Raw genomic sequence first — 22,839 nt, 5'->3', positions numbered from 1 at the left:
CAGTTGTAAAAATAGCCTCATGACGAGGCTATTTTATATGAACTAAGCTGAATACCATAAAGTTATTATGGTTTTGACTTAGTATTTAAAGTTAATGGCTAAGACAGCATTACGACCATTACCTTCATTGGCATAATGAGCGGCATGTGCACCTGTAAAGTAACGTTTATCACCAATGTTATTCACATTCAGTTGTACATTTACATTCTTATCTACATCATATTTTGCCATCGCATTGTAGATGGTATAAGTCGGTAAGAATTTAGGTGCAGTAGTATTCGCGAATACTTTATCTTGGTATTGAACGCCAGCACCTAAAGTAAGTTTAGGGATGACTTTGTATGTTGACCATAATGTTGCACTGTTTTTAGCAACAAATGGTAATTGTTTTCCTTCAGCCAATAGGCCCGCAGCGTTTTGATTACCTTTAGTTAACTCACTGTCTAAGTAACTATAACCTGCAGCAATATCCCATTTTTCAGTAATTTTGCCATTTAAGCCAAGCTCAAAACCATCAACTTTACTGTTACCAATATTACGAGTATCCCCATTAGAGTCTGTTACACGTGAATCGGTTTTTTCTGTACGGAAAATTGCAGCGGTCACGTTAGCACGCTGATTAAATAGATCCCACTTTGTCCCTAATTCAATCGTACGGGCTTTTTCTGGTTTCAAGTCTAGATAAGCAGCGCCAAGATCATTTTCACCATCACCTTGGCTAATACCTACAGGACTTGCAGAGGTTGCGTAGCTTGCATAAATGCTACCTTGTTCTGTTGGTTTATAAACGACACCAGCTTGATAAGAGAAATAATCTGTATCGCTTTTAATTTTTACGCCTGTTGCTTTTGTAACTTGTTCTGTATCAAATTTATCCCAACGAACACCAAGGTCGAGTAACCATTGAGGATGCAATTCAATACTATCTAACGCATAGATAGAAGTTGTTTTACTGGTTACGGTATTAATTGAAGTTGGATTAATATCAATCTTGCCTAACCATGGGTCATTTGGATTCGGGTTATTTAAATCCGTACACCAGTAGTTTGAAGAAGCCCCAACACCTAAAGAACACGCTCCATCAATTGCCGAACCATTATTAACGTTTACGCCATTTACTGAGTCCGTTAATAGATACGATGCTTTATCGGTTTCTTGGTGAGCATATTCTGCTCCTACATTAAAGCTGTGCTTGATTATTCCGGTATTGAATTTCCCTTTTAAAGAAAGTTGATCACCAAAGGCATCCGTATCTCTAGTGTGGCCATTTGAGCGACGCCATACTTCACCATTGTAGATGTTGCCTTTAGAGTCATCAGGCATAGAGTTGACATAATCAGCTTTCGATTTAGTGTAGGTCGCGACGTTAGTCAGCGTTAAATTCTCATTAAAGTCATGTTCTAATTTTAATGTACCGATATGATTTTCGCGTTTATCAAAATCACGTGCTTTCCAGCCATAGTAAGTACCTTGCTTCACATGAACAGGTCGACCATCACCTTTTTCAGTGCCAGCTGGCGCATTGGTTGGAACATTTGAATTATTAAATGGAATACCCGCATCTGGCTCATCATTACTTTTTAAGAAATAATAGCTAAGTGTTGCGCGGTTTGGGCTACCCAAGCCTAAGCTAATGCTCGGTGCGATACCAACACGAGCATATTCGGCGCCATTGTGTTGACCTGGTTTTTCATTTTCATGACCCATAACCACAACACGGCCTGCTGTGCCATTACCAAAGTCTTTGTTGGCATCAAGTTGAATATGGCGATAGTTATCTGTACCACCTTGAATACTACCTTGATAGACATCGCCTTCATGTGCAACTTTAGTCACTAGATTGATACTGCCACCGATGCTACCACCACCACCCAGTGCAGATGAAGAGCCTTTAATCACTTCAACTTGTTCAACGGCGAACATATCACGGCTTTGTGAAGTGGCATTACGAACGCCATCAATATAAATAGAGTTTTGACTGTTATAGCCACGGATAATCGGCATATCTGTATAAGGTGTGCCACCTTCACCAGCACCTAAAGTAATCCCTGGCTCATAACGAAGTGCTTCAAGTAAGGTATTTGAGTTGGTGTCTTTAAGCAGTTTTTGCGACAGAATAGAGACTGATTTTGGTGTGTCTTTAAGTGGAGCAACAAATTTTGCATTTGCAGACTGATCTACTTTTAAAGACTCTTCTTTAGCTGCGTGTGCATGAATTGTTGGTAGTTGAACTGCTTGATCCTGAGCAATGGCTGGCATCGCAATGACTGAAAGTGATGATGCTATTGCAGAAGAGACAAGTTTCTTCCGTGATTTGATAAAAGACATGAGTCACGCCTAGACTGTGTAAAAAATTATGCAAAGAATAATCATTCTTATTTCTATATTCATTTGTTTGAAATTGATTTTTTCAATCTCTTAAGCTTCTAATTATGGAAATATGAATAAAGTTTTGTTCTAAAATGTAGTTAATTTGTTGATTTTTTTCTTTAATCTATAAAAACGATTGTGTTTTAAAGATTAACTTTTAATTTAGATTTTGTGATTTTTTTCATTTGAATGAAGCAGGTTTTAATTTTTTATATCCAGTCAATATGAAAACTTTTGAATATCAGCTTGTTATTTTTAGTGGAAAAGAGAAGTGGGAGTAAAAGTTAAAAGCTAATGAATGTGATCGATCGCTCGGATTGAAAAGTGATCGCAGTTTTGACGTTTAGATTATTTTTCCCAGTGTATCAATATTAACTAAGCTATGACTGTTCAAAGCATGGTGTGATCGTGGAATAAGTATAAAAAAACCTGCATGTGCAGGTTTTTTTTATTACAGCTTATAGATTATTTAGAAGTCATAAGATACAGATAACCAGTAGTTACGGCCTGCCAGATAAGTACCAGACATCCCTGAACTAATTTGCATATAGTCATAATAAGAAGCGGGATTACCATTGGCATCAATATATGAGCCATTGCTGCTAAAGTCTTTGTCGAGCAGGTTGTTCACTGAACCATTGAAGCGTAATTGATCATTGACACTATAACTTGCACCCAGATTAAATAAGTTATAACCCTTTAATTTATTGTTGGTTGCATTATAAATAATAGCGGCATCACCAGCGGTTTGCTCTGTATTGTAGCGCTTACGGTCTGACTTATATTCATGTTGTAACCATACATCAAAGGCATCATTGATGTGCCAGGTTGAAGTCATATTAAATGCATTTTTAGGGACATTACTCAGATAAGAACCTTTGTTTTTACCTTTGGTAATTTCTGATTCCATATAGGTATATGCCGCTTTAATGTCCCATTCAGGAATAATACTGTACTTCAAGCTGAGCTCAACACCTTTGGTTTCAGCTTCATCTGCATTAATTTTTTGTGAAAAAGTATCCTGAGTGATATGCGATCCATAGCTCACACAACCTGGTTGATTTGGTTTTTTTGCAGAGAAACAGTTCAGTAATTCAGGCCCCTCAGTAATCAGGTTCTTAATCTTATTAAAGAATGCTGTCGTGGTCAGGTCTAAATTGCCATTATTATAGTTGAAGCCAAGTTCATAGTTGGTTGATTCTTCTGGTTTTAAGTTAGGAGAACCAATGTTAAAAGATGTACCTTGCCCACTAATACTCACAATACCATTGTGAAGATCTTTTGCTGAAGGGGCTTTATAACCTGTGCTGACGCCACCTTTAATTGTAAGTTCGTCATTTGCATTCCAGACGAGGTAGGCGCGTGGGCTAAATTGACCACCAAAGCCAGAATGATCCTCATAACGACCACCCAGTGTAAAGCCAAGATTATCTAGGATGCGCCATTCATCTTCTGCGTAGACAGAAAAAGAGTCTCTTTTGAATTTTGCACCAATGCTAGCAATATCATCAGCAATTTCAGCTTCTTTATATTCAGCACCGACAGTAAGTTTGTGATCTGCAATTGGTAAAATGACATGCGAATCAGCAACAAAATCAGTATTTTTTAAGGTACGGTCCTGACCTGCTGAAGCATTCCCTGGGAATGTATTTCTAGGAATTGTACGACCAATTGTTTCTGTTTTAGTCTGGCTGACATAAGAATTCCATTGACCAAAACTATAGTCACCATTATGACCGGCAGCAATTTGGTCTCGTTTGAATTCCAGCTCATCTTTATAGCCATTGGCACGTTCTGGGGTATCCAATGTACCTAAGCGGTTGTCATCATTTTTATAAGTTTGACTTGAGTGAAAACCATCAATCCAGAAGCTATTTTGATCATTTAACTTAAATGATAGTTTTCCACCAACATCATAAATATCTGCTTCACTTGGACGTGGATCACGGCCTGAAGTGCCTGGCACACGTTCTGACTTTTGGCGATCTAAATAAGAACCACGTAACTGTAGACCCAGCTTATCTTGAATAATTGGACCATTTACGACAACGCTGGTTTTCCATGAATCGGCTTCGCCACCATGTTCCATCACATTGCCGCTGACGGTGACATTACCATTCCATTCATTGCTAATTTTTTTGGTAATAATGTTAATTACACCACCCATCGCTTCTGAACCATAGCGTGTTGCCATTGGTCCACGAATCACTTCAATACGCTCGATTGAAGCCAGTGGAGGTAAAAAGCCATTTGCCGATTCGCCAAAACCATTTGGTGTCACATCAGAAGAGGTGGTTTGGCGGCGACCATCAATCAGAATGAGGCTGTACTCATTGCCTAGGCCACGCATTTTAATATTTAAGCCTGAGGTTTTTCCAATACCATCACGGATATCGATGCCTGGCACATCCGAAAGTAGATCTGCAATGCTGGTCGCATTTTTCTTTTCAATATCTTCTTTAGTTACAACGCTAATAGAAGCTGGTGCATTTTTAATATCTTGTTCGAAGCCAGAAGCTGATACCACAATGGTTGCGAGCTGGTGTGTATTGGTGTTTTCAGATGTTGTTGTATCAGCAAAAGCCGAAGTGGTCATTGCCCCAAGTAATGCAAAAGAAAGCGGGGATAAATTAAATTTACTCATAACTAGAGTTCCAAAGCTGGACGAGAAAAATAGAAAAGTGCTCAAAATCAGTGCGAATTATAGTGATAATATTTATCATTAACAACAAAAAGTAACATTCAATTTAAGATTCATTTAAGAAAACTATGATTTCGAACAAAATGAAAAATATATTTGCTTTTTTAGCTTCCGATTTTGTATATCCAGAAAGTTGTCATATAATGTGGCACTTTAAAAATTGTTATTACTAACTATATATCGAGGAAGCCATGCAAGTAACGACTGAAGCGGTTTCGGGCGTTGCCCGTCGTTTAAATGTTTCTGTACCGACGAGCCGTGTTAACGAGCAATTTGAAGCTCGCTTACAACGCACTGCCAAAACTGTGAAGATCAACGGCTTCCGTCCAGGTAAAGTGCCTTTGAATGTTGTACGCCGTGAATATGGTGCGGGCATTTATCAAGAAGTTGTGAATGACATCATTCGCGACACAGTATTTGAAGCAATTCAACAAGAAAAAATCAATGCGGTCGGTATGCCGAACATTGAGAAAGTTGAAAACAAAGATGATGCTTTAGTTTTTGAAGCGACTGTTGAAGTTTATCCAGAAGTAGAAGTGAAAGCTTTTGCTGATTTGGAAGTTGAACGTAAATCATCAGAAATCAACGACAAAGACGTTGATGTAATGATCGAAAACTTGCAAAAGCAACGTCAAACTTGGGCTGTAACCAAAGGTATGGCGAAGAAAGACATGCAAGTGACTTTCGACTTCGAAGGGACTGTTGACGGTGAGAAGTTTGAAGGCGGCGCTGCAGAAGACTTTAAACTTGTTCTTGGTTCTGGTCGTATGATCCCAGGCTTTGAAGACGGTATCGTTGGTATGAAAGCTGGCGAAGAGAAAGTTATCGACGTGACTTTCCCAGAAGATTACCAAGCTGAAAACTTGGCTGGTAAAGCTGCTCAATTCAAAATCACTGTGAAGCAAGTTGAAAAACCAAAACTTCCAGAAATCGATGCTGAATTCTTAAAAATCTTTGGTTTAACTGAAGAAGAAGGCTTAGACAAGTTAAAAGCTGACGTTCGTAAGAATATGGAACGTGAAGTTCGCAACGGTCTTCGTAACCAAGTTAAACAAGCTGCATTTGATGCGCTTGTTGCTGCTAACGAAATCGAAGTTCCAGCATCTATGGTTGCTCAGGAAATTGACCGTCAACGTCAACAAATGATCCAGCAATTCACTCAACAGTTTGGTGCTCAAGGTGCAGGCGCATTTGACAGCAGCATGCTTCCAGATGAATTGTTCAAAGAGCAAGCTGAAAAATCAGTGAAGCTTGGCGTATTGGTAAGCAAAGTATTGGCTGATGCTAAACTTGAAGTTGACCAATCACGTGTTGATGCTTACATCGATGACATGGCTTCTTCTTATGAAGATCCAACAGAAGTTGTCGAATACTTCAAAAATGACAAACAACAACGCGCTCAAATCGAAGCTGTTGTGTTAGAAGATCAAGTTGTTGATCACATCTTAGCTGCTGCTAAAGTAAAAGATGTTGCGATCAGCTACGAAGACTTATTGAAAGAACAACAAGCTCGTCGTGGCTAATCTTTCAAAAGTTGATTAAAGAAAAGGCGCTTAATGCGCCTTTTTCTTTAGGATTAAGTTATATGCATTGGGGTAGATCATTAAAAAATGAATTGTGCAGTTATGGCTTAAATTCTGTTCTATCGTTTAGCATGTTAAATACGAGAGAGTAGAGCGTGTAGAATTCGAAAATTTCTATGCTTGAAAGTATTGATGCAAGTGCCTAAAACCCTATGTTATGAAAGTGTTAATTTCTCGAAAAATTACCAGATTTTAGTCTAAATAATCGAATATTTCAGATTGAACCTTTTGCAATTTCATCGATTATCCCTCATATTGTTGGCATAGATCGAGTCACAATAATTTAGGAATAAGTAAACGTATGTATGTTCCAACAATTGAAAATGCTTTAGTTCCTGTTGTCGTTGAACAATCATCTCGTGGTGAGCGTTCATTCGATATTTTTTCACGTCTATTACGTGAGCGTGTTATTTTCTTAACGGGTGAAGTTGAAGATAACATGGCGAACTTAATCGTTGCGCAGATGTTATTTCTTGAAGCAGAAAATCCAGAAAAAGATATCCATCTTTACATCAACTCACCAGGTGGCTCGGTAACTGCAGGTATGGCGATTTATGACACCATGCAGTTTATTAAACCTGATGTTGTAACTTATTGCATGGGACAAGCAGCATCAATGGGTGCATTCTTGTTGAATGCGGGTGCGAAAGGGAAACGTTACTGTCTTGAAAATGCACGTGTCATGATTCACCAGCCACTCGGTGGTTTCCGTGGTCAGGCATCTGATATCGAAATTCATGCGCGTGAAATTCTCTTTATTAAAGAGCGTTTAAACCGCTTGATGGCTGAACATAGTGGTCAGGACTATGAAACTGTTGCACGTGACACAGATCGTGACAATTTCATGACTGCACAAGCAGCCAAAGAATATGGTTTAGTAGATGAAGTGCTGAGCAAACGTCCCTGATTTTTAGGACCTAAGTTTAAGATTTAAGTTGTGGAGTAAATATGTCCGAACATCCTCAAGGACAAAAACATTGTTCATTTTGTGGTAAGACGCAATCTGAAGTTGGAAAATTGATTGCTGGTGAGGACGCATATATTTGTAATGAGTGTGTGGATGTCTGCTTGGACCTAGTACAAACTAGTCAACAAGTTGAAGCTGGCGATTGGGCAACTAAAGCTTTGCCGAAACCACACGAAATACGTGCTGCCTTAGATCAGTATGTCATTGGGCAAGATGTTGCGAAGAAAACCTTATCTGTTGCCGTCTACAACCACTATAAGCGTTTAAAAGTGGGGCAGTCGACTCATGGGCATCAAGACATTGAAATTGCGAAAAGTAATATTCTGCTGATCGGCCCTACAGGTTCAGGTAAAACATTATTGGCGCAAACCCTTGCACGTTTGCTCGATGTACCGTTTGCGATGGCAGATGCAACTACTTTAACCGAAGCAGGTTATGTGGGTGAAGATGTTGAAAACATCGTGCAGAAGTTATTGCAAAAAGCGGATTACGATGTAGAAAAAGCGCAAAAGGGCATTATCTATATTGATGAGATTGATAAGATTACGCGTAAATCTGAAAATCCTTCAATTACCCGTGATGTGTCTGGTGAAGGCGTACAACAAGCATTATTAAAAATGATTGAAGGTACGGTTGCTTCTATTCCACCACAAGGTGGTCGTAAGCATCCACAGCAAGAATTCATTCAGATTGATACCGCAAATATCCTGTTTATTTGTGGTGGTGCATTCTCTGGGTTGGAAAAAATCGTACAGCAACGTCAAGAGAAGGGCGGGATCGGTTTTACCGCGGATGTGAAGAATAAAGATGACAGCAAAAAAGTCTCTGAATTGTTCCGTCAGGTGGAAGCTACTGATCTGGTTAAATTTGGTTTGATTCCTGAATTTATTGGTCGTTTGCCAGTGATTGCAACTTTGGAAGAACTGGATGAAGAAGCATTGATGCAGATTCTGACAGAGCCTAAAAATGCATTGACACGTCAATACCAGTACCTGTTCACGATGGAAGATGTCGATCTTGTTTTTGATGAGTCTGCATTACGTGCGGTAGCGAAAAAAGCGCTAGATCGTAATACAGGTGCACGTGGCCTGCGTTCAATTCTGGAAAATGTGTTGCTTGAAACCATGTATGACTTACCAAGTCGTACGGATGTAGGCACGGTTATTGTGGATGAAGCGGTCATTAATGGTACGGCGAAGCCAACCTTTAAGCCAGAACGTCTACCACAGACAGGCGCACCTGAACTGATTGAAAAGAAGGATTTGAAGGTCGTCGATTCTAAATCGGCTTAATTCTCATCCATCTGAAAAAGCATGAAAGGCTTGGCTTTTCATGCTTTTTTTATTTGCAATTGGGCAACGAGGTGTTAATCTTAAAATTGAAAAAAATCCGCATAGTTTTGCGTTGTTAAAAATAAATTCAAGAAAACGCCTTGAGGGATGTCATGCGTTATTTAATATTGTCATTATGTTGTGCAGGGGTGCTCGCTGGCTGTCAAAGCCATAAAGCTGTTGAAGAAAAACCAACCGCACTGACTGCAACATTACCCCCTGTGGATACAGAAAAAGAACCAGGTTTATTTGATCAATATCATGTTGGCGGCTTTAGTGTGGGCGGCTGGGTTAATCAAAAATTAGGTCAGTATTTCGCGCCAGTTAAACCGCAAAATGAACAAGCAGCGGTGGTCTATTTATATCGTCCTGATACGCGCTGGAACCGTCAGGAAATTGCTGCGGCCAATTTATTCATTAACGGACACCGTATCCCAAGTCTATTGCATAATCACTATTACTGGCTTGAGCTACCCGCAGGCACCTATCGTCTGAGTGTGAGCCGACCATTGGCTGGACTACATTTCCAAAAGCCGAAATATCTGGATTTTACGGTAGATGCGGCTCAGACTTATTTCATCAAGTATGACGAAGAAAATAAGATTTCCCGCAGTGAGCATACGGGGCCATTTATGATCATGCCAGATAAAGTGGCGCATCAGGAAATTGCCTTTACCCGTTTAAAATCATCCAGCTATAACTTTGTTGCGCAGGATGCATCAGGTAAAGTGCGTTCTAAACCGCAAGAGTTAAAACCAGCGAAGTATGATGCAAAGACTGAGGTACATCTGGTCAAACCATTTAAGCTTTGGAATCCTCTGACCTGGTAATCATGACAATAAAAAGAGCCGTTTATTCTTCTTGAATCAGCGGTTTTATAATCGTAAGAAACTGCTCTTTAAGTTGTGAACTTTGTTCAGGGTCGCTCAAGGTTTTTTGACTGATATTATTCATGTATTGAAAAACGTGAGTGGTGATTTGCAGTGTCTTTTGATTAATCGACTGGCCTTCAGGTGTTTTTAAAAATTTTAAATAGGCTTGGACTTCTTCTTCACTGAGTGCATCTGCGTAGATTTTTTCAATCGCTTGAATGGTTTCAGGTCGAGCAAACATTTTTGAGCTGGTTTCTTTTAATAATTGACTGAGTTCCAGCACCGCTAGATGTTCTTGTGTTGTGGTGAGTTCATCTTTACCCAATACCCGTAATAGAATATTTTCAGCCTCAAGATCCAGTGTTGGCTGCATTTCATCCAGTGAGGTATTTAAGACATGTTCAAGGTCACTGAGCTTGATCAGTTCTTTGATCGATTTGCTTTGTGCGGGAGATGCAAAGGCATGCTGGATGTTGCAGAGTAAGCTCAGACCAAGCAGCATGCTGAGTAAATATTTATTCATTTGCATTTCCTTATTCTTCTCATCTTTATAATCTAGCAGAAGCTTTAGGCAAAAAAATAGCCGAATACGATGATTCGGCTATGATTATTGTATGAGTATTATTTATGACGCAGCGGCATCAACCACAGGAATCTTGCCAATTTTAGCTTGCCAGATTTTTGGTGCAGTGGCATGAATTGACGTACCATTCACGTCAACCGCAACAGATACAGGCATATCTTCAACTACGAACTTGTAGATTGCTTCCATACCTAAATCAGCAAAGGCAACTACTTCAGCTTCACGTACCGCTTTAGATACAAGGTAAGCCGCGCCGCCTACAGCCATTAAGTAAGTTGCTTTGTTATCTTTGATTGCTTCAATTGCAGTTGGACCACGATCCGCTTTACCGATCATACCGAACAAGCCAGTTGCTTCTAGCACTTGACGAGTAAATTTGTCCATACGAGTAGCCGTTGTAGGGCCAGCAGGACCAACCACTTCATCACCAACTGGATCAACTGGACCTACGTAGTAAATGAATTTACCTTTGAGATCGACTGGAAGTTCTTCGCCATTATTTAACATGTCGACCATGCGCTTATGTGCAGCATCACGACCTGTATAAATCGTACCGTTCAACAATAATGTATCACCTGGTTTCCATGCATTCATTTCTTCTTGCGTAATGGTATCAAGGTTGACACGCTTCGATTGAGAAGAATCCCAAGTCACAGCAGGGTAGTCTTCAAGTTTTGGTGCTTGAATATGTGCAACACCTGAACCGTCTAACTGGAAGTGTGCGTGACGAGTTGCAGCACAGTTTGGAATCATACCGACTGGTTTACCTGCTGCATGGCATGGGTAATCCTTGATTTTAATATCAAGCACTGTGGTTAAACCACCAAGGCCTTGCGCACCAATACCCAATGCATTCACTTTCTCGAAGATCTCGATACGGAGTTCTTCCATTTTGCTTTGTGGGCCACGACGAAGTAATTCGTCCATGTTGATTTCTTCCATGAGTGCTTCTTTAGCAAGCATCATGGCTTTTTCAGCAGTACCACCGATACCAATACCGAGCATACCTGGTGGACACCAGCCTGCACCCATGGTTGGAACAGTTTTAAGTACCCAATCCACAATCGAATCTGATGGATTCAACATCGCGAGTTTAGATTTATTTTCTGAACCGCCACCTTTTGCAGCCACAGTAATATCTACTTTATTACCAGGTACGAGTTTGTAGTGGATTACGGCAGGCGTATTGTCTTTGGTATTCTTACGACCAAAAGCTGGATCTGCTAAAACTGAAGCACGCAGTACGTTTGAGTTCTCTAGGTAACCTTGGCGTACACCTTCGTTGACTGCATCATCCAGACTCATGGTTAAATCAAATTTAACGTCTAAGCCAACTTCAAGGAAAACGTTAACAATCCCTGTATCCTGACAGATTGGTCGGTGACCTTCAGCACACATACGTGAGTTGATGAGGATCTGTGCAATAGCATCTTTTGCAGCTTTGTTTTCTTCACGATCATAGGCACGGCTCATCGCTTGGATGAAGTCTTGTGGGTGATAGTAAGAAATAAACTGCAGGGCATCCTTGATTGATGTAATCAAGTCATCTTGTTTGATGATCGTTGTCATATCAAATTTCTCTTGAGCGGGCGATTAGCTGGCGGGCTAAATTATATGACAAAAAGGAATGATTGTGGGAGTTTTAGCTCAGATTTGGCGAAAGGTCTAAACAATGAGACTGATCATCAAACATGCATCAGGATAAATCTTGTGTTTTAGTTTTTTCTGATTTGAGATGGCGAATAGCCAAACTGTTTCTTAAAGCGATGACTAAAATGGCTACTGGAACTAAAACCATATTGAGCCGCAATGTCTGTCAAATTGGCTGTGGTGAGTTCGAGTGCCTGATGTGCCAGTTCAAGACGGCGCTGCATGACATACTGATGCGGTGGCATGTGCATGGATTGTTTGAACATATGGGCAAAATGATACTCGCTGAGTTGCGCTTGCTGAGCCAGATCAGACAAGGTCAAACTCAAATGTAAATGTTGATCAATCCATTCCAATAACTGCTTAAGCACATAAGGGGAGAGTCCACCTTTAACCTCGGGTGCTTGCCATTGAGCATGGCTATAATTCTTGATCAGGTGATTGAGTAGCAGCGTAGTGGCGGTGCTCATCTGCAAGTGATTTTCGCGGTTTTGCCATGCGCCATTGAGTAAAAAATGCCGATAGATCATGGAAATTTGTGCATCGCCTACAAAAATCTGCGGATTTAAAATGATCTGGCTAGGTTCACGATCCCAGACTTGTTCAGCCACCCGTTGCAAGTGCTGTTCAGTGTAGTACAGATGTACAAAGGTGAGTGGATCACGTAGATCCCAAGTCGATTCAAAATCCTGTGGCATTAGGCACATACGATCTGGCCCGCCACCATTGTGCCAGCCCTGTGGTGTCTTTTGGTAGCTTTCATAACCCCCTTGAATATACATACTCAAAGTGTGGTGATTACTACAGACACTGACACGATCCTGATTATTTTGCCACATGGCCAACTGCATACCCGAACCCAGTTCTACCGAGTCGAGCAATTGCGCTTTATATTGCTGTAATTGATCTAGAATCTGATATTTCATCTTCTATACGCAGGGCCAAATATGATCCAGTTTAGTGTAGAACTTTCAGCCAGTTTTGTCATCTGGTCAAAAAGCCTATAGAAAAACGCAACTCTATGATAATCACCGCAAGATTGTGCAAGAACTCAAGTCATCAAATCTCGCAAAATAGTATTCGTTGTGATTAAGTTTGGTTTAAAAGAGATGAATGCGCTGTTATATGCTTTGGTGGTAGTGATCTGGGGAACCACATGGATTGCGATTACGCTGCAACAACAAAGTGGAATTTCCGCCAATGTTGCGGTGTTCTGGCGTTTCTTTATCGCGGCACTGGTCTTATTTGTTTTCGTTGTAATTAGCCGAAAATTGCAAAAGCTGGCGCCGAAAGATCACTTATTCTGTATGTTACAGGCGTGCTGTATTTTTGGATTTAACTTCGTCTGTTTTTACTATGCGGTGCAATATATTAGTAGTGGTTTAGAAGCGGTCATTTTTTCTATGGCCGTGATTTTCAATACCATCAATGCCAGATTGTTTTTCTCTCAGCAGGTGTCTACGCGGTTTTATCCTGCTGCTTTACTCGGTGTGTTGGGAATTGTTGCTTTATTCTGGCATGACGTGGTGGGCACTACTTTAAATCGCAATACCTTGATGGGTATCGGGCTGTGTATTTTAGGCACTTATGGCTTCTCTCTGGGGAATATGATCAGTGCTCGCCATCAGAAACATGGGTTGGATATTTTTACTACTAACGCCTATGGCATGTTGTATGGTTCATTATTGATGGCTGTGATCTCGTGGTTTAAGCAGGACAACTTTTTCCCGAGTATGCCATTCAGCGCCGTGAGTGCCTTGCTCTATTTGGCAATCTTCGGTTCGGTGATTGGATTTACTGCATATTTCTTTCTGGTGGGGCGTATTGGGGCAGGGAAGGCAGCGTATAGTACTTTACTGTTTCCTTTGGTTGCTTTAGTGATTTCAACGATATGGGAAGGTTATCACTGGCAAATGAATGCGGTGATTGGGGTAATTTTAATTCTATGTGGCAATGCAATTTTCTTTGTAAAAGGGCCGCAGTTAAAAAGAATTGGGGTTTCAAAACGTGCTTAAGTCAAAGCATTTACCTAAAAAAGCCATCTAACTTTAGATGGCTTTTTAAATTTCGATTGAATCGTAGATTTAATCTTGTTGCTTAGCCTGAATTGCCGTTAATGCAATGGTAAACACAATATCATCCACCAATGCGCCACGAGACAAGTCATTCACAGGCTTGTTTAAGCCTTGTAGCATTGGGCCAACGCTGACGACATTTGCCGCACGTTGCACTGCTTTATAAGTGGTATTCCCTGTATTTAAATCTGGGAAGATAAAGACATTGGCACGACCAGCAACTTGAGAATCAGGCGCTTTTTGGCGACCCACGCTTTCAACTGAAGCGGCATCGTATTGCAATGGCCCATCGATCAATAAATCTGGGCGGCGCTGTTGTGCAATTTTAGTTGCTTCAGCCACTTTCTCGACATCTGCACCTGTGCCTGACGTTCCTGTTGAATAGCTGATCATGGCAATACGCGGATCGAGACCAAAGGCTTTGGCTGAATCAGCGGACTGAATCGCAATTTCAGCAAGCTGTTCGGCATTTGGATCAGGATTAATCGCGCAGTCGCCATACACATAGACTTCATCAGGCAACAACATGAAGAAGATCGATGACACCAGCGAATAGTTCGGTGCAGTTTTAATCAACTGAAATGCAGGGCGTACCGTATTGGCAGTGGTATGAATCGCGCCTGAAACCAGACCATCAACTTGATCCAGAGCCAGCATCATGGTGCCAAGTACCACAGTATCTTGCAGTTGTGCTTTGGCTTGTAAGGCATCGAGCTTGCCTTTACGCAGCTCAACCATCGGCTCAATGTATTGATCACGAATCGTATCCGGATCAATAATTTCTAAGTCATTTGGCAGTTGGATGCCACGTGCCTTCGCTACTTCCGCCACTGATTCTGGTTTTGCCAATAAGACACATTGCGCAATACCACGCGTCTGACAAATCACTGCGGCCTGTACGGTACGTGGTTCATCACCTTCTGGTAATACAATTCGTTTTTTGGCTGAAATCGATTTTTGTACCAGTTCATAGCGGAAAGCTGAAGGTGACAGGCGAGGGTGCAGGTTATTCTGCGTATGTTGATCAAGCCAGTTATTATCAATATGGCTGGAAACAAAACGTGTCACTTGCTCGGCACGCTCAGTATCATCAATTGGAATTTCATTACCAAAACGATGTAATAGTTGCGCCGTTTCCAACGTATCTAACGGCGTATGTAAGATGGGTAAACCTTGTTTAATCGCGCTTTGGCAAAATTCTAAAACGTTGTCTGCGGGCGCAGCCTGTTCGGTCAAGACCAGACCTGCTAACGGCGTGCCATTACTACTGGCAAGACTAGCAGCCAGAAGTGCATCAGTCCGTTGTGAGGCACTAATAATCAGTTCGCCTGCAACAAACTTATGTAGCTCGGATTCGATGTTCGAAGCAATTAAACTGGTATGTAAAATTCGGCGTTGTTTGGCTTCACCTTGATGCAACCAGGTTCCTTTAATGACTGGGGCAATATCCAGACTACGCGGCACACTCAGAATATTACTGAATGGCACCAGTCCAATAATCGGTAGGTCATTTGTGCCCATATAACGATTATAACGTTGCAGTTCCAGAGCAAAGGCTTCGATATGCTGGTCTAGGCGTAAACTTGGATCAAGCGTAACTGGAATTTCTGCGGTGCCTTCTGGAAGACCCTTGGTGCGCATGAACAGCACGCCTGTAGTACGCGCCGATGCTGCGCCGCCAAACTGACGTAAATGTGCATCGACTTTTTCCGCCGTTTTACGAGGATCTGCCAGATCAGCGGTACTGACCAGAACCACTTGAGCATCCAGTGCTTGCGCGAGTGCTGCATTGATTTCACTGGCAAAATGATCTTGTCCATTCGGCACTAAGCCTTCAACAATGATCACATCATGATTGGCGGCAATCTGGCGATGGAGTGCTACTGCTTCTTCCAGTAATTCATCGGTTTCACCCAAGGCAATCAGCTGGGTCAGCTTTTCATAGCTAATCGGTTCAACGGAAGGGTGTTGAAATAGATGGTGGTAAAGGGTGGTGGTGCGATCGACAGGTGCATCTGCAATCTGAGAAAATGGTTTTAGGAAACCCGCATTGATCCCTTTACAGTCCAGCGCATAGATCATGCCTAGACAAGCAGATGTTAAACCAACACCTTCCCCCGTTGGGATGAGTAAAATTGTATTCATAATGACCTTATCACTATTTTATATTTTGAATAAATTAAGCAGTTGGCTCAATCACCTGACGGGTTTCTTTGGCAATACGGCCTTCTTCATCAGTTGGAATGACCCAGATTTGTGGACCCGTGCTATTATCAATACGGCCTTCGCTACCGCGTGCTAAAGCATCATTTTTCTCTTTGCTAAATTGCAAACCAAAGTGAGATAAATAGCCCAATGTTTTTTCACGGACATAGGCTGAGTTTTCGCCAATACCACCCGTGAAGACTAAACCATCCAGACGTGGTAAACCACAACTTAAAGCTGATAAAGATTTGGCTAGACGATAGCAGAATACTTCAATCGCAAGCGTTGCATCTTCATGTCCATTTTCAGAGGCTTCCACCAAGGTACGCATGTCATTGGATAAGCCAGACAGGCCCAGTAAGCCGCTTTCTTTGTTTAGCATACTGTCAATTTTCTGGATATCCCAGCCGAGATTGCTGGCAAGGAACAGGTGAAGACTCGGATCGACATCACCGCTACGGGTACCCATCACCACACCTTCAAGCGGGGTCATGCCCATCGAGGTATCGACACTATGACCATTCCAGACGGCACAGGTTGAACTACCATTACCTAAATGGGCACTCAGCCAGCCACCTTGATTCTTGCTACCCGCCAGTTCGCTGGCACGTTCTGTCACGTAGGCATGGCTAGTGCCATGGAAGCCATAACGACGCACTTGATGTTCGGTGTACAAATACTGTGGCAGTGCATAGCGATAAGCGTGTTCAGGCATGGTCTGATGGAATGCGGTATCAAAAACAGCAACCTGTGGCAGTTGCGGGAATAAGCGCATGGTGGCTTCAATCCCAATTAAATGTGCTGGATTGTGTAAAGGAGCAAGAGGAGTCGCAGCTTCGATACGTTGTACCAGTTCAGGTGTTAACAATTCTGCTTTGGTGATATTGCCGCCGTGCACTACGCGGTGACCAATGGCTTGCGGGTTATAGTTGGCTAAACGTGCCAATAAGGTTTCCAGTGCTTTGGCGTGATCTGCATAAGGAATTGAAAGTTCTAATGGTTCACCGCCCAGTGTGACCCCTTTAATACGGGCATCTGCTGCGCCCAGATTTTCTGCCAAACCATAAATACGATCTTCACGGCGTTCCGAGATGAGCGCGTATTTGATTGATGATGAACCACAGTTAATTACTAATACAGATATAGCCACGTTTGAACACCTAACAGATTTTAAATTTTATGATCAACACTTTAATCTTGCTGCAACGCATGAGGCAGTGGAATCAAGCGCCATGTTTTAACATGGGACGTCGTATTGGCGAAGATAGACTTTAGCCCATTAGACTTAAGCACTATCTGACAACCCTTTCTTTATAACACCTAAACTTTTTAGTCTAAAGTTTAAACATGATATGCGGCTTTTTTGTAGATGATGCAATCAGATTCTTCTATATCTTTATAAAGAACAGATGACTATTCAGTGTAAAATTCAAGTATTAAGTGGAAGTGTTTCTTAAATAATAAATGATGTCTCTTATATTAGTTTGAAAAATATATTACAAATAATATACGTAAATGAAGTTCAACCTTTGCCACTGTTATATAGGTTTAAACAATAAATGATAAATATTTTTAATATAAAATTGCACTGAAAGTAGAGATGATTCTACATTTATAAATATATTTTATTGCTTTGAAAATAATAGAATTTTCTCATATTTATTTATTCTGATGGATCAATTTATATTAACAAAAGTAAAACCATTTCTGTGAAGGGAATGAAGCGATAAAAAATATTCACGCTGTTATTTTGTACAAGTTTGTTGCATTGCTGAGGGCTTGCATGTCGCTTTTTGCATTAATACTATTGTACATCCTTTAACAGGTGATCAGGATGTCGATCATCTGTTGCATTTATTTTCCAGCTTATCCAGTTGTACAGGAGCGTCCAGCATGGACTTGCCCAACCCAATATTGGCAAAAGTTACCGAACGAGTAATTGCGCGTAGCCAAAAAACGCGTTCTGCATATTTACAACGTATTGAACATGCCCAAGGTAAATTTCCTGCTCGTGGCGCGCTTTCGTGTGCCAACCTAGCGCATGGCTTTGCCAGCATGGAAGATAATGAAAAATTAATTATTAAAGTTGGACGTGAACCCAATATTGGTATTGTGTCTTCATATAATGAAATGCTTTCGGCACATGCCCCTTACAAAACGTTTCCAGACATTATAAAAACAGCCGCTGGTGAAAATGGTGGTGTGGCACAGTTTGCTGGGGGTGTACCAGCAATGTGTGATGGTATTACTCAAGGTAATGCCGGTATGGAATTGTCATTGTTTTCACGTGAAACAATTGCGATGAGTACCGCGATTGCACTTTCGCATAACATGTTCGATGCGGCATTGTGTCTCGGGGTGTGCGATAAGATCGTGCCAGGCTTACTGATTGGTGCCTTACAATTTGGTTATCTACCGACTATTTTTGTTCCTGCTGGTCCGATGAGTAGTGGGTTATCGAATGATGATAAAGCCAAAATCCGTCAGCAATTTGCTACAGGCCAAGTGGGTCGCGATGCTTTGCTTGAAGCCGAATCAGCGGCCTATCATGGTCAGGGGACATGTACATTCTACGGTACTGCAAACAGTAACCAGATGCTAATGGAAGTGATGGGTTTGCATTTGCCGAGCGCCGCATTTGTTCACCCTCATACACCATTACGTGATGCACTGACCGCTGAAGCTGCTAAGCGTGTTCTTGACTTAACTGCAGAGCGAGGTAACTACACACCAATTGGTCATGTTGTTGATGAAAAAGCCATTATTAATGGCATCGTCGCATTGCTTGCTACAGGCGGTTCAACCAATCACACGTTACACCTTATTGCAATTGCACGTGCGGCTGGCATTTTGATTGATTGGGATGACTTTGATGAGTTGTCTGCTGTTGTTCCGCTACTCGCAAAAATCTATCCAAATGGTAAAGCCGATGTAAACCATTTCCAAGCTGCGGGTGGAGTAGCATTCCTTATTCGTAACTTACTCGAGGCTGGTTTATTACATAACGATGTAACGACAGTTGCTGGTAAAGGCTTACAACATTATACAAAAGAACCTAAATTAATTGACGCTAAACTCATTTGGGTTGACGGTGTGGTTCAAAGTCTTGATGATAAAGTCCTTCGTAGCATTGACGCCCCGTTTCAACCAGATGGTGGCTTGCGTTTAATGCAAGGTCGCCTTGGTCGTGGTGTCATCAAGATTTCTGCTGTTGCACCTGAACATCGTAAAGTTAAAGCTCCCGCAATTGTGTTTGATTCTCAAGAAGCTGTGCAAGCTGCGTTTGATCGTGGTGAGTTGCATCGGGACTTTATTGCAGTTGTTCGTTTTCAAGGTGCCCGTGCCAACGGTATGCCTGAATTGCATCGTCTGACGCCAGTGCTGGGTGTTTTACAAGATCAAGGTTTCCATGTTGCTTTAGTGACGGATGGGCGTATGTCTGGTGCCTCAGGCAAAGTTCCTGCGGTAATTCATTTATCTCCAGAAGCTTTGTTAAATGGACCGATTGCTAAAGTTCAAACTGGGGACATGTTGATTATTGATGCTGAGGCAGGCGTACTCGATGTTGAAATAGATAACGATGTATGGCAAGCACGACCTGTTGCGCAGCCAGAGCATCAGGCTGAAAACGAAGTTGGCTTTGGCCGTGAATTATTTGGTGTTTTCCGTGCTGCTGCTGCGCCAGCTGAACATGGTGCATCTGTGTTTGGTGCATTAGTTGGTGAAAATTCGCCAGAGCAGATTTGAATCAAAGGAACTGAAAAATAATGATTAAAATTGAAGATATCGTCAAATTAGGTCCAGTCATTCCTGTATTGGCATTTGATTCTGCCGAGCAAGGTGAAGATGTATCACGCGCGTTACATGCGGGTGGTGTAAAAGTTCTTGAGATTACCTTACGTACCACTGCGGGACTGGCTGCGATTGAGCGTGCGAGTCAATTGGCTGATGACATTGTAGTGGGTGTCGGTACCATTACCAAACCAGAACATTGTGCTCAAGCTAAAAAAGCTGGTGCTCAATTTGGTGTATCTCCGGGTTTAACTAAAGATCTGCATTTGGCTGCACAAGATGCTGGCTTACCTCTATTGCCGGGTGTGATGACACCAAGTGATCTGATTCAGGCAATTGAATTGGGCTATGACATCGTGAAGTTCTTTCCAGCTCAACAGGCTGGCGGTGTTGAAATGCTAAAAGCCTTTTATGGTCCATTTCCAAACTTACGTTTTTGTCCAACGGGTGGAATCACGGCTGAGTCAGCACCAGATTTCTTAAAACAACCTAATGTCGTGTGCGTCGGTGGTTCATGGTTAACACCTAAAGCGGTGGTCGCGTCTCAGGACTGGGCTGAAATTACTCGCTTGGCACAAATTGCGAGCCAGTTAAAAGCTTTGTAAATGTAGTCAAAATTTATAAAAAATGAAGTGCATTTTATGCGCTTTAGATGTCGTGTCGTTATGGCCAGTGAACGCTGGTCATATCTAAATATAAAAAATTAGTGTCTCAACAGTAGGATTACTTTGATTGAAGACCTTTGTTTAGGTTGGTGCCTAAATAGTATTACTCCAAGGAGAAGTTTTACATGGAGACGGTTCAAGGTGGCATGTTGCTTATCTACACTGTAATCGCGATTATTGCTTTAGTGGTTATGATTGCGAAGTTTCGAATTTATCCCTTTTTAGTTCTGATTATTGTTTCTCTCGGTTTAGGTCTTGCCGTTGGTATGCCAATGGACGGGATTGTCAAATCCTATGAAAAGGGGACTGGGAACACTTTGGGCCACCTTGCAATTGTGATTGCGTTAGGCACCATGCTCGGCAAGATGATGGCCGAGTCGGGCGGTGCAGAACGAATTGCAATTACTTTAATTGAATGGTTTGGTGAAAAGTATATTCATTGGGCCATGATGTTTATTGCACTTATCGTTGGTCTTCCTGTTTTTTTTGAAGTCGGTTTTGTACTACTGATCCCAATCGTATTCAACATTGCTAAGCGGACAGGTAAATCATTACTGGTCGTTGGCTTACCCATGGTCGCAGGTCTATCGGTGGTGCATGGTTTAATTCCCCCACATCCCGCTGCCTTACTCGCGGTTCAGGCCTATCATGCTGATATTGGCAAAACAATTATGTACAGTTTATTGGTCGGTGTTCCGACTGCCATTGTTGCGGGTCCGTTATATGCTTTATGGATCAACAAGTATGTCAAATTGCCTGAAAACAACCCATTGGCGACACAATTTGTTGAAGTAAATCATGACAGAACTCGCGAATTACCAAGCTTTGGTCTTACGCTGTTTACGATCATGTTACCCGTTGTACTCATGCTGGTCGGAAGTTGGGCAGATATTTTCTTTGCTCCAAAAACCTTTCCAAATGAGCTATTACGTTTCATTGGTTCTTCTGATATTGCATTGCTGATTGCAGTATTGGTCAGCTTTATTACCTTTGGTTCCATGCAAGGATTCAATCGTGAGCAAATCGAAAAATTCTGTGGTGGATGTCTAGCGTCAATTGCTGGTATTTTGTTGATTGTCGGTGCAGGCGGCGGTTTTGGTGGTATTTTAAGAGATAGTGGGATTTCCCATGAAATTGTATCAACTGCCTTAAAAGCAAATCTTTCACCCTTACTGTTAGGGTGGTTTGTCGCCGCTTTGATACGTCTGGCAACAGGCTCGGCTACAGTGGCTATGGCGACGGCGTGTAGTATTGTTGCACCGATTGCTGCGGCAGCTGGTGTGGTGGTTAGACCTGAACTTCTGGTATTAGCGACAGGTTCTGGCTCTTTAATTTTCTCGCATGTGAATGATGCAGGTTTCTGGCTAATCAAAGAGTATTTTGGTATGACGGTTGGGCAGACACTTAAAACTTGGTCGGTGCTGGAAACGATTATTTCAGTACTTGGTTTGTCTTTTACATTGTTGCTTAGCGCTATTTTGTAAGGATTAGAGGGAGATAATTCATGATTGTGATTGCAATGGGTGTCTGTGGGACAGGAAAAACCCTCATTGGTGAGTTATTGTCGGAGCGTCTGGCTTGTGATTTTGTTGATGGTGATACACTGCATTCGGTTGCCAACAAAAGTAAGATGAGCCAAGGCATACCTTTGACAGATGAAGATCGTCTACCTTGGTTACAAGCCATTCGTCAGGTGATCGAAACAAAGCAAAGCATGGGTGAAACCACGGTATTTACATGCTCATCTTTAAAACGAATGTATCGTGATATTTTAAGAGGACAAGACCAGAATATTAAGTTTCTGTACTTAAAAGGCTCGTATGAGTTATTACAACAAAGGCTGGCAGCCAGATCGGGACATTTCTTTGATCCATCCTTATTACAAACCCAACTGGATACTTTAGAAGAACCTGATGCTTATGAAGCAATTACGATTGATATTGCTTTATCACCTGAACAAATTGTTACGCAGGTCATGCAACAACTTGATCTAAGCAAAGGCATATGTCAAGAAATCTGAACTTAACTGCATAAGTAATAAAAAT

16 protein-coding genes are annotated in these 22,839 nt (G+C 41.7%); 9 read left to right on the top strand and 7 right to left on the bottom strand.

The window, feature by feature from the left end:
- Nucleotides 1-78: 78 nt before the first annotated feature.
- Both IEV36_RS06690 and IEV36_RS06685 read right to left on the bottom strand, forming a co-directional pair.
- Nucleotides 79-2,328, bottom strand: a complete 2,250-nt coding sequence (locus IEV36_RS06690; protein WP_005259733.1) for a TonB-dependent receptor — start codon at nucleotides 2,326-2,328, stop codon at nucleotides 79-81.
- A 511-nt stretch (nucleotides 2,329-2,839) separates the two neighbouring features.
- The gene (locus tag IEV36_RS06685) at nucleotides 2,840-5,014 is read right to left on the bottom strand and encodes a TonB-dependent receptor domain-containing protein (protein ID WP_005259731.1); all 2,175 of its coding nucleotides are present in this window, start codon (nucleotides 5,012-5,014) and stop codon (nucleotides 2,840-2,842) included.
- Between the two features lie 248 nt (nucleotides 5,015-5,262).
- Between IEV36_RS06685 and tig the strand changes: the two genes are divergently transcribed.
- The 4 genes from tig to IEV36_RS06665 all read left to right on the top strand — a co-directional run bounded on the left by tig (nucleotide 5,263) and on the right by IEV36_RS06665 (nucleotide 9,782).
- A complete protein-coding gene (gene tig / locus IEV36_RS06680; RefSeq protein WP_004775791.1) occupies nucleotides 5,263-6,594 on the top strand; it encodes a trigger factor in 1,332 nt (443 codons plus the stop codon).
- A gap of 361 nt (nucleotides 6,595-6,955) precedes the next feature.
- Nucleotides 6,956-7,561: an ATP-dependent Clp endopeptidase proteolytic subunit ClpP gene (clpP, locus tag IEV36_RS06675; RefSeq protein WP_004775790.1), complete on the top strand. Its 606-nt coding sequence runs from the start codon at nucleotides 6,956-6,958 to the stop codon at nucleotides 7,559-7,561.
- 41 nt (nucleotides 7,562-7,602) lie between these two features.
- Nucleotides 7,603-8,913 (top strand): ATP-dependent Clp protease ATP-binding subunit ClpX, encoded by a 1,311-nt coding sequence (clpX, locus tag IEV36_RS06670; protein WP_005259723.1) that lies wholly within the window; start codon nucleotides 7,603-7,605, stop codon nucleotides 8,911-8,913.
- A 152-nt stretch (nucleotides 8,914-9,065) separates the two neighbouring features.
- The gene (locus IEV36_RS06665) at nucleotides 9,066-9,782 is read left to right on the top strand and encodes a DUF2846 domain-containing protein (protein ID WP_005259721.1); all 717 of its coding nucleotides are present in this window, start codon (nucleotides 9,066-9,068) and stop codon (nucleotides 9,780-9,782) included.
- 22 nt (nucleotides 9,783-9,804) lie between these two features.
- On the opposite strand, the gene IEV36_RS06660 is transcribed toward IEV36_RS06665, so the two are convergent.
- The 3 genes from IEV36_RS06660 to IEV36_RS06650 all read right to left on the bottom strand — a co-directional run bounded on the left by IEV36_RS06660 (nucleotide 9,805) and on the right by IEV36_RS06650 (nucleotide 12,983).
- A complete protein-coding gene (locus IEV36_RS06660) occupies nucleotides 9,805-10,347 on the bottom strand; it encodes a DUF2059 domain-containing protein (protein ID WP_005259718.1) in 543 nt (180 codons plus the stop codon).
- Between the two features lie 102 nt (nucleotides 10,348-10,449).
- On the bottom strand, nucleotides 10,450-11,976 hold the full coding sequence (locus IEV36_RS06655; RefSeq protein ID WP_004775785.1) for a fumarate hydratase: 1,527 nt from the start codon (nucleotides 11,974-11,976) through the stop codon (nucleotides 10,450-10,452).
- 146 nt (nucleotides 11,977-12,122) lie between these two features.
- Nucleotides 12,123-12,983 carry a helix-turn-helix transcriptional regulator gene (locus IEV36_RS06650; protein WP_004775782.1) on the bottom strand — a complete coding sequence of 287 codons (861 nt, stop codon included), beginning with the start codon at nucleotides 12,981-12,983 and terminating at the stop codon, nucleotides 12,123-12,125.
- Between the two features lie 183 nt (nucleotides 12,984-13,166).
- Between IEV36_RS06650 and IEV36_RS06645 the strand changes: the two genes are divergently transcribed.
- Nucleotides 13,167-14,072, top strand: a complete 906-nt coding sequence (locus IEV36_RS06645; RefSeq protein WP_032863977.1) for a DMT family transporter — start codon at nucleotides 13,167-13,169, stop codon at nucleotides 14,070-14,072.
- Nucleotides 14,073-14,141: 69 nt separating this feature from the next.
- Here IEV36_RS06645 and pta read toward each other — a convergent pair whose 3' ends face one another.
- Both pta and IEV36_RS06635 read right to left on the bottom strand, forming a co-directional pair.
- Entirely contained in the window at nucleotides 14,142-16,277 is a 2,136-nt protein-coding gene (pta, locus tag IEV36_RS06640; protein WP_005259713.1) for a phosphate acetyltransferase, read from the bottom strand.
- Nucleotides 16,278-16,311: 34 nt separating this feature from the next.
- Nucleotides 16,312-17,487 (bottom strand): acetate/propionate family kinase, encoded by a 1,176-nt coding sequence (locus tag IEV36_RS06635; protein WP_005259711.1) that lies wholly within the window; start codon nucleotides 17,485-17,487, stop codon nucleotides 16,312-16,314.
- 743 nt (nucleotides 17,488-18,230) lie between these two features.
- Between IEV36_RS06635 and edd the strand changes: the two genes are divergently transcribed.
- From edd to IEV36_RS06615, 4 genes are all read left to right on the top strand, one after another.
- The gene (gene edd / locus IEV36_RS06630; protein WP_004775777.1) at nucleotides 18,231-20,084 is read left to right on the top strand and encodes a phosphogluconate dehydratase; all 1,854 of its coding nucleotides are present in this window, start codon (nucleotides 18,231-18,233) and stop codon (nucleotides 20,082-20,084) included.
- A gap of 20 nt (nucleotides 20,085-20,104) precedes the next feature.
- Complete coding sequence (gene eda, locus IEV36_RS06625) at nucleotides 20,105-20,734, top strand: bifunctional 4-hydroxy-2-oxoglutarate aldolase/2-dehydro-3-deoxy-phosphogluconate aldolase (protein WP_005259709.1); 630 nt, start codon at nucleotides 20,105-20,107, stop codon at nucleotides 20,732-20,734.
- A 185-nt stretch (nucleotides 20,735-20,919) separates the two neighbouring features.
- Entirely contained in the window at nucleotides 20,920-22,278 is a 1,359-nt protein-coding gene (locus IEV36_RS06620) for a GntP family permease (RefSeq protein ID WP_004775775.1), read from the top strand.
- A gap of 20 nt (nucleotides 22,279-22,298) precedes the next feature.
- A complete protein-coding gene (locus tag IEV36_RS06615) occupies nucleotides 22,299-22,814 on the top strand; it encodes a gluconokinase (RefSeq protein ID WP_004775774.1) in 516 nt (171 codons plus the stop codon).
- The last annotated feature ends 25 nt before the right edge of the window (nucleotides 22,815-22,839 follow it).

This window comes from Acinetobacter vivianii, assembly GCF_014635885.1.
In the GTDB taxonomy this organism is placed as follows: Bacteria; Pseudomonadota; Gammaproteobacteria; order Pseudomonadales; family Moraxellaceae; genus Acinetobacter; species Acinetobacter vivianii.
The sequence above is the reverse complement of the archived record's forward strand: the minus strand, read 5'-3'. Positions and strand labels throughout refer to the sequence as shown.

Bases quoted from the DNA above. Each gene is read 5' to 3' on its own strand.
- IEV36_RS06690 (WP_005259733.1), bottom strand. From the start codon at position 2,328: ATGTCTTTTATCAAATCACGGAAGAAACTTGTCTCTTCTGCAATAGCA.
- IEV36_RS06685 (WP_005259731.1), bottom strand. From the start codon at position 5,014: ATGAGTAAATTTAATTTATCCCCGCTTTCTTTTGCATTACTTGGGGCA.
- tig (WP_004775791.1), top strand. From the start codon at position 5,263: ATGCAAGTAACGACTGAAGCGGTTTCGGGCGTTGCCCGTCGTTTAAAT.
- clpP (WP_004775790.1), top strand. From the start codon at position 6,956: ATGTATGTTCCAACAATTGAAAATGCTTTAGTTCCTGTTGTCGTTGAA.
- clpX (WP_005259723.1), top strand. From the start codon at position 7,603: ATGTCCGAACATCCTCAAGGACAAAAACATTGTTCATTTTGTGGTAAG.
- IEV36_RS06665 (WP_005259721.1), top strand. From the start codon at position 9,066: ATGCGTTATTTAATATTGTCATTATGTTGTGCAGGGGTGCTCGCTGGC.
- IEV36_RS06660 (WP_005259718.1), bottom strand. From the start codon at position 10,347: ATGAATAAATATTTACTCAGCATGCTGCTTGGTCTGAGCTTACTCTGC.
- IEV36_RS06655 (WP_004775785.1), bottom strand. From the start codon at position 11,976: ATGACAACGATCATCAAACAAGATGACTTGATTACATCAATCAAGGAT.
- IEV36_RS06650 (WP_004775782.1), bottom strand. From the start codon at position 12,983: ATGAAATATCAGATTCTAGATCAATTACAGCAATATAAAGCGCAATTG.
- IEV36_RS06645 (WP_032863977.1), top strand. From the start codon at position 13,167: ATGAATGCGCTGTTATATGCTTTGGTGGTAGTGATCTGGGGAACCACA.
- pta (WP_005259713.1), bottom strand. From the start codon at position 16,277: ATGAATACAATTTTACTCATCCCAACGGGGGAAGGTGTTGGTTTAACA.
- edd (WP_004775777.1), top strand. From the start codon at position 18,231: ATGGACTTGCCCAACCCAATATTGGCAAAAGTTACCGAACGAGTAATT.
- eda (WP_005259709.1), top strand. From the start codon at position 20,105: ATGATTAAAATTGAAGATATCGTCAAATTAGGTCCAGTCATTCCTGTA.
- IEV36_RS06620 (WP_004775775.1), top strand. From the start codon at position 20,920: ATGGAGACGGTTCAAGGTGGCATGTTGCTTATCTACACTGTAATCGCG.
- IEV36_RS06615 (WP_004775774.1), top strand. From the start codon at position 22,299: ATGATTGTGATTGCAATGGGTGTCTGTGGGACAGGAAAAACCCTCATT.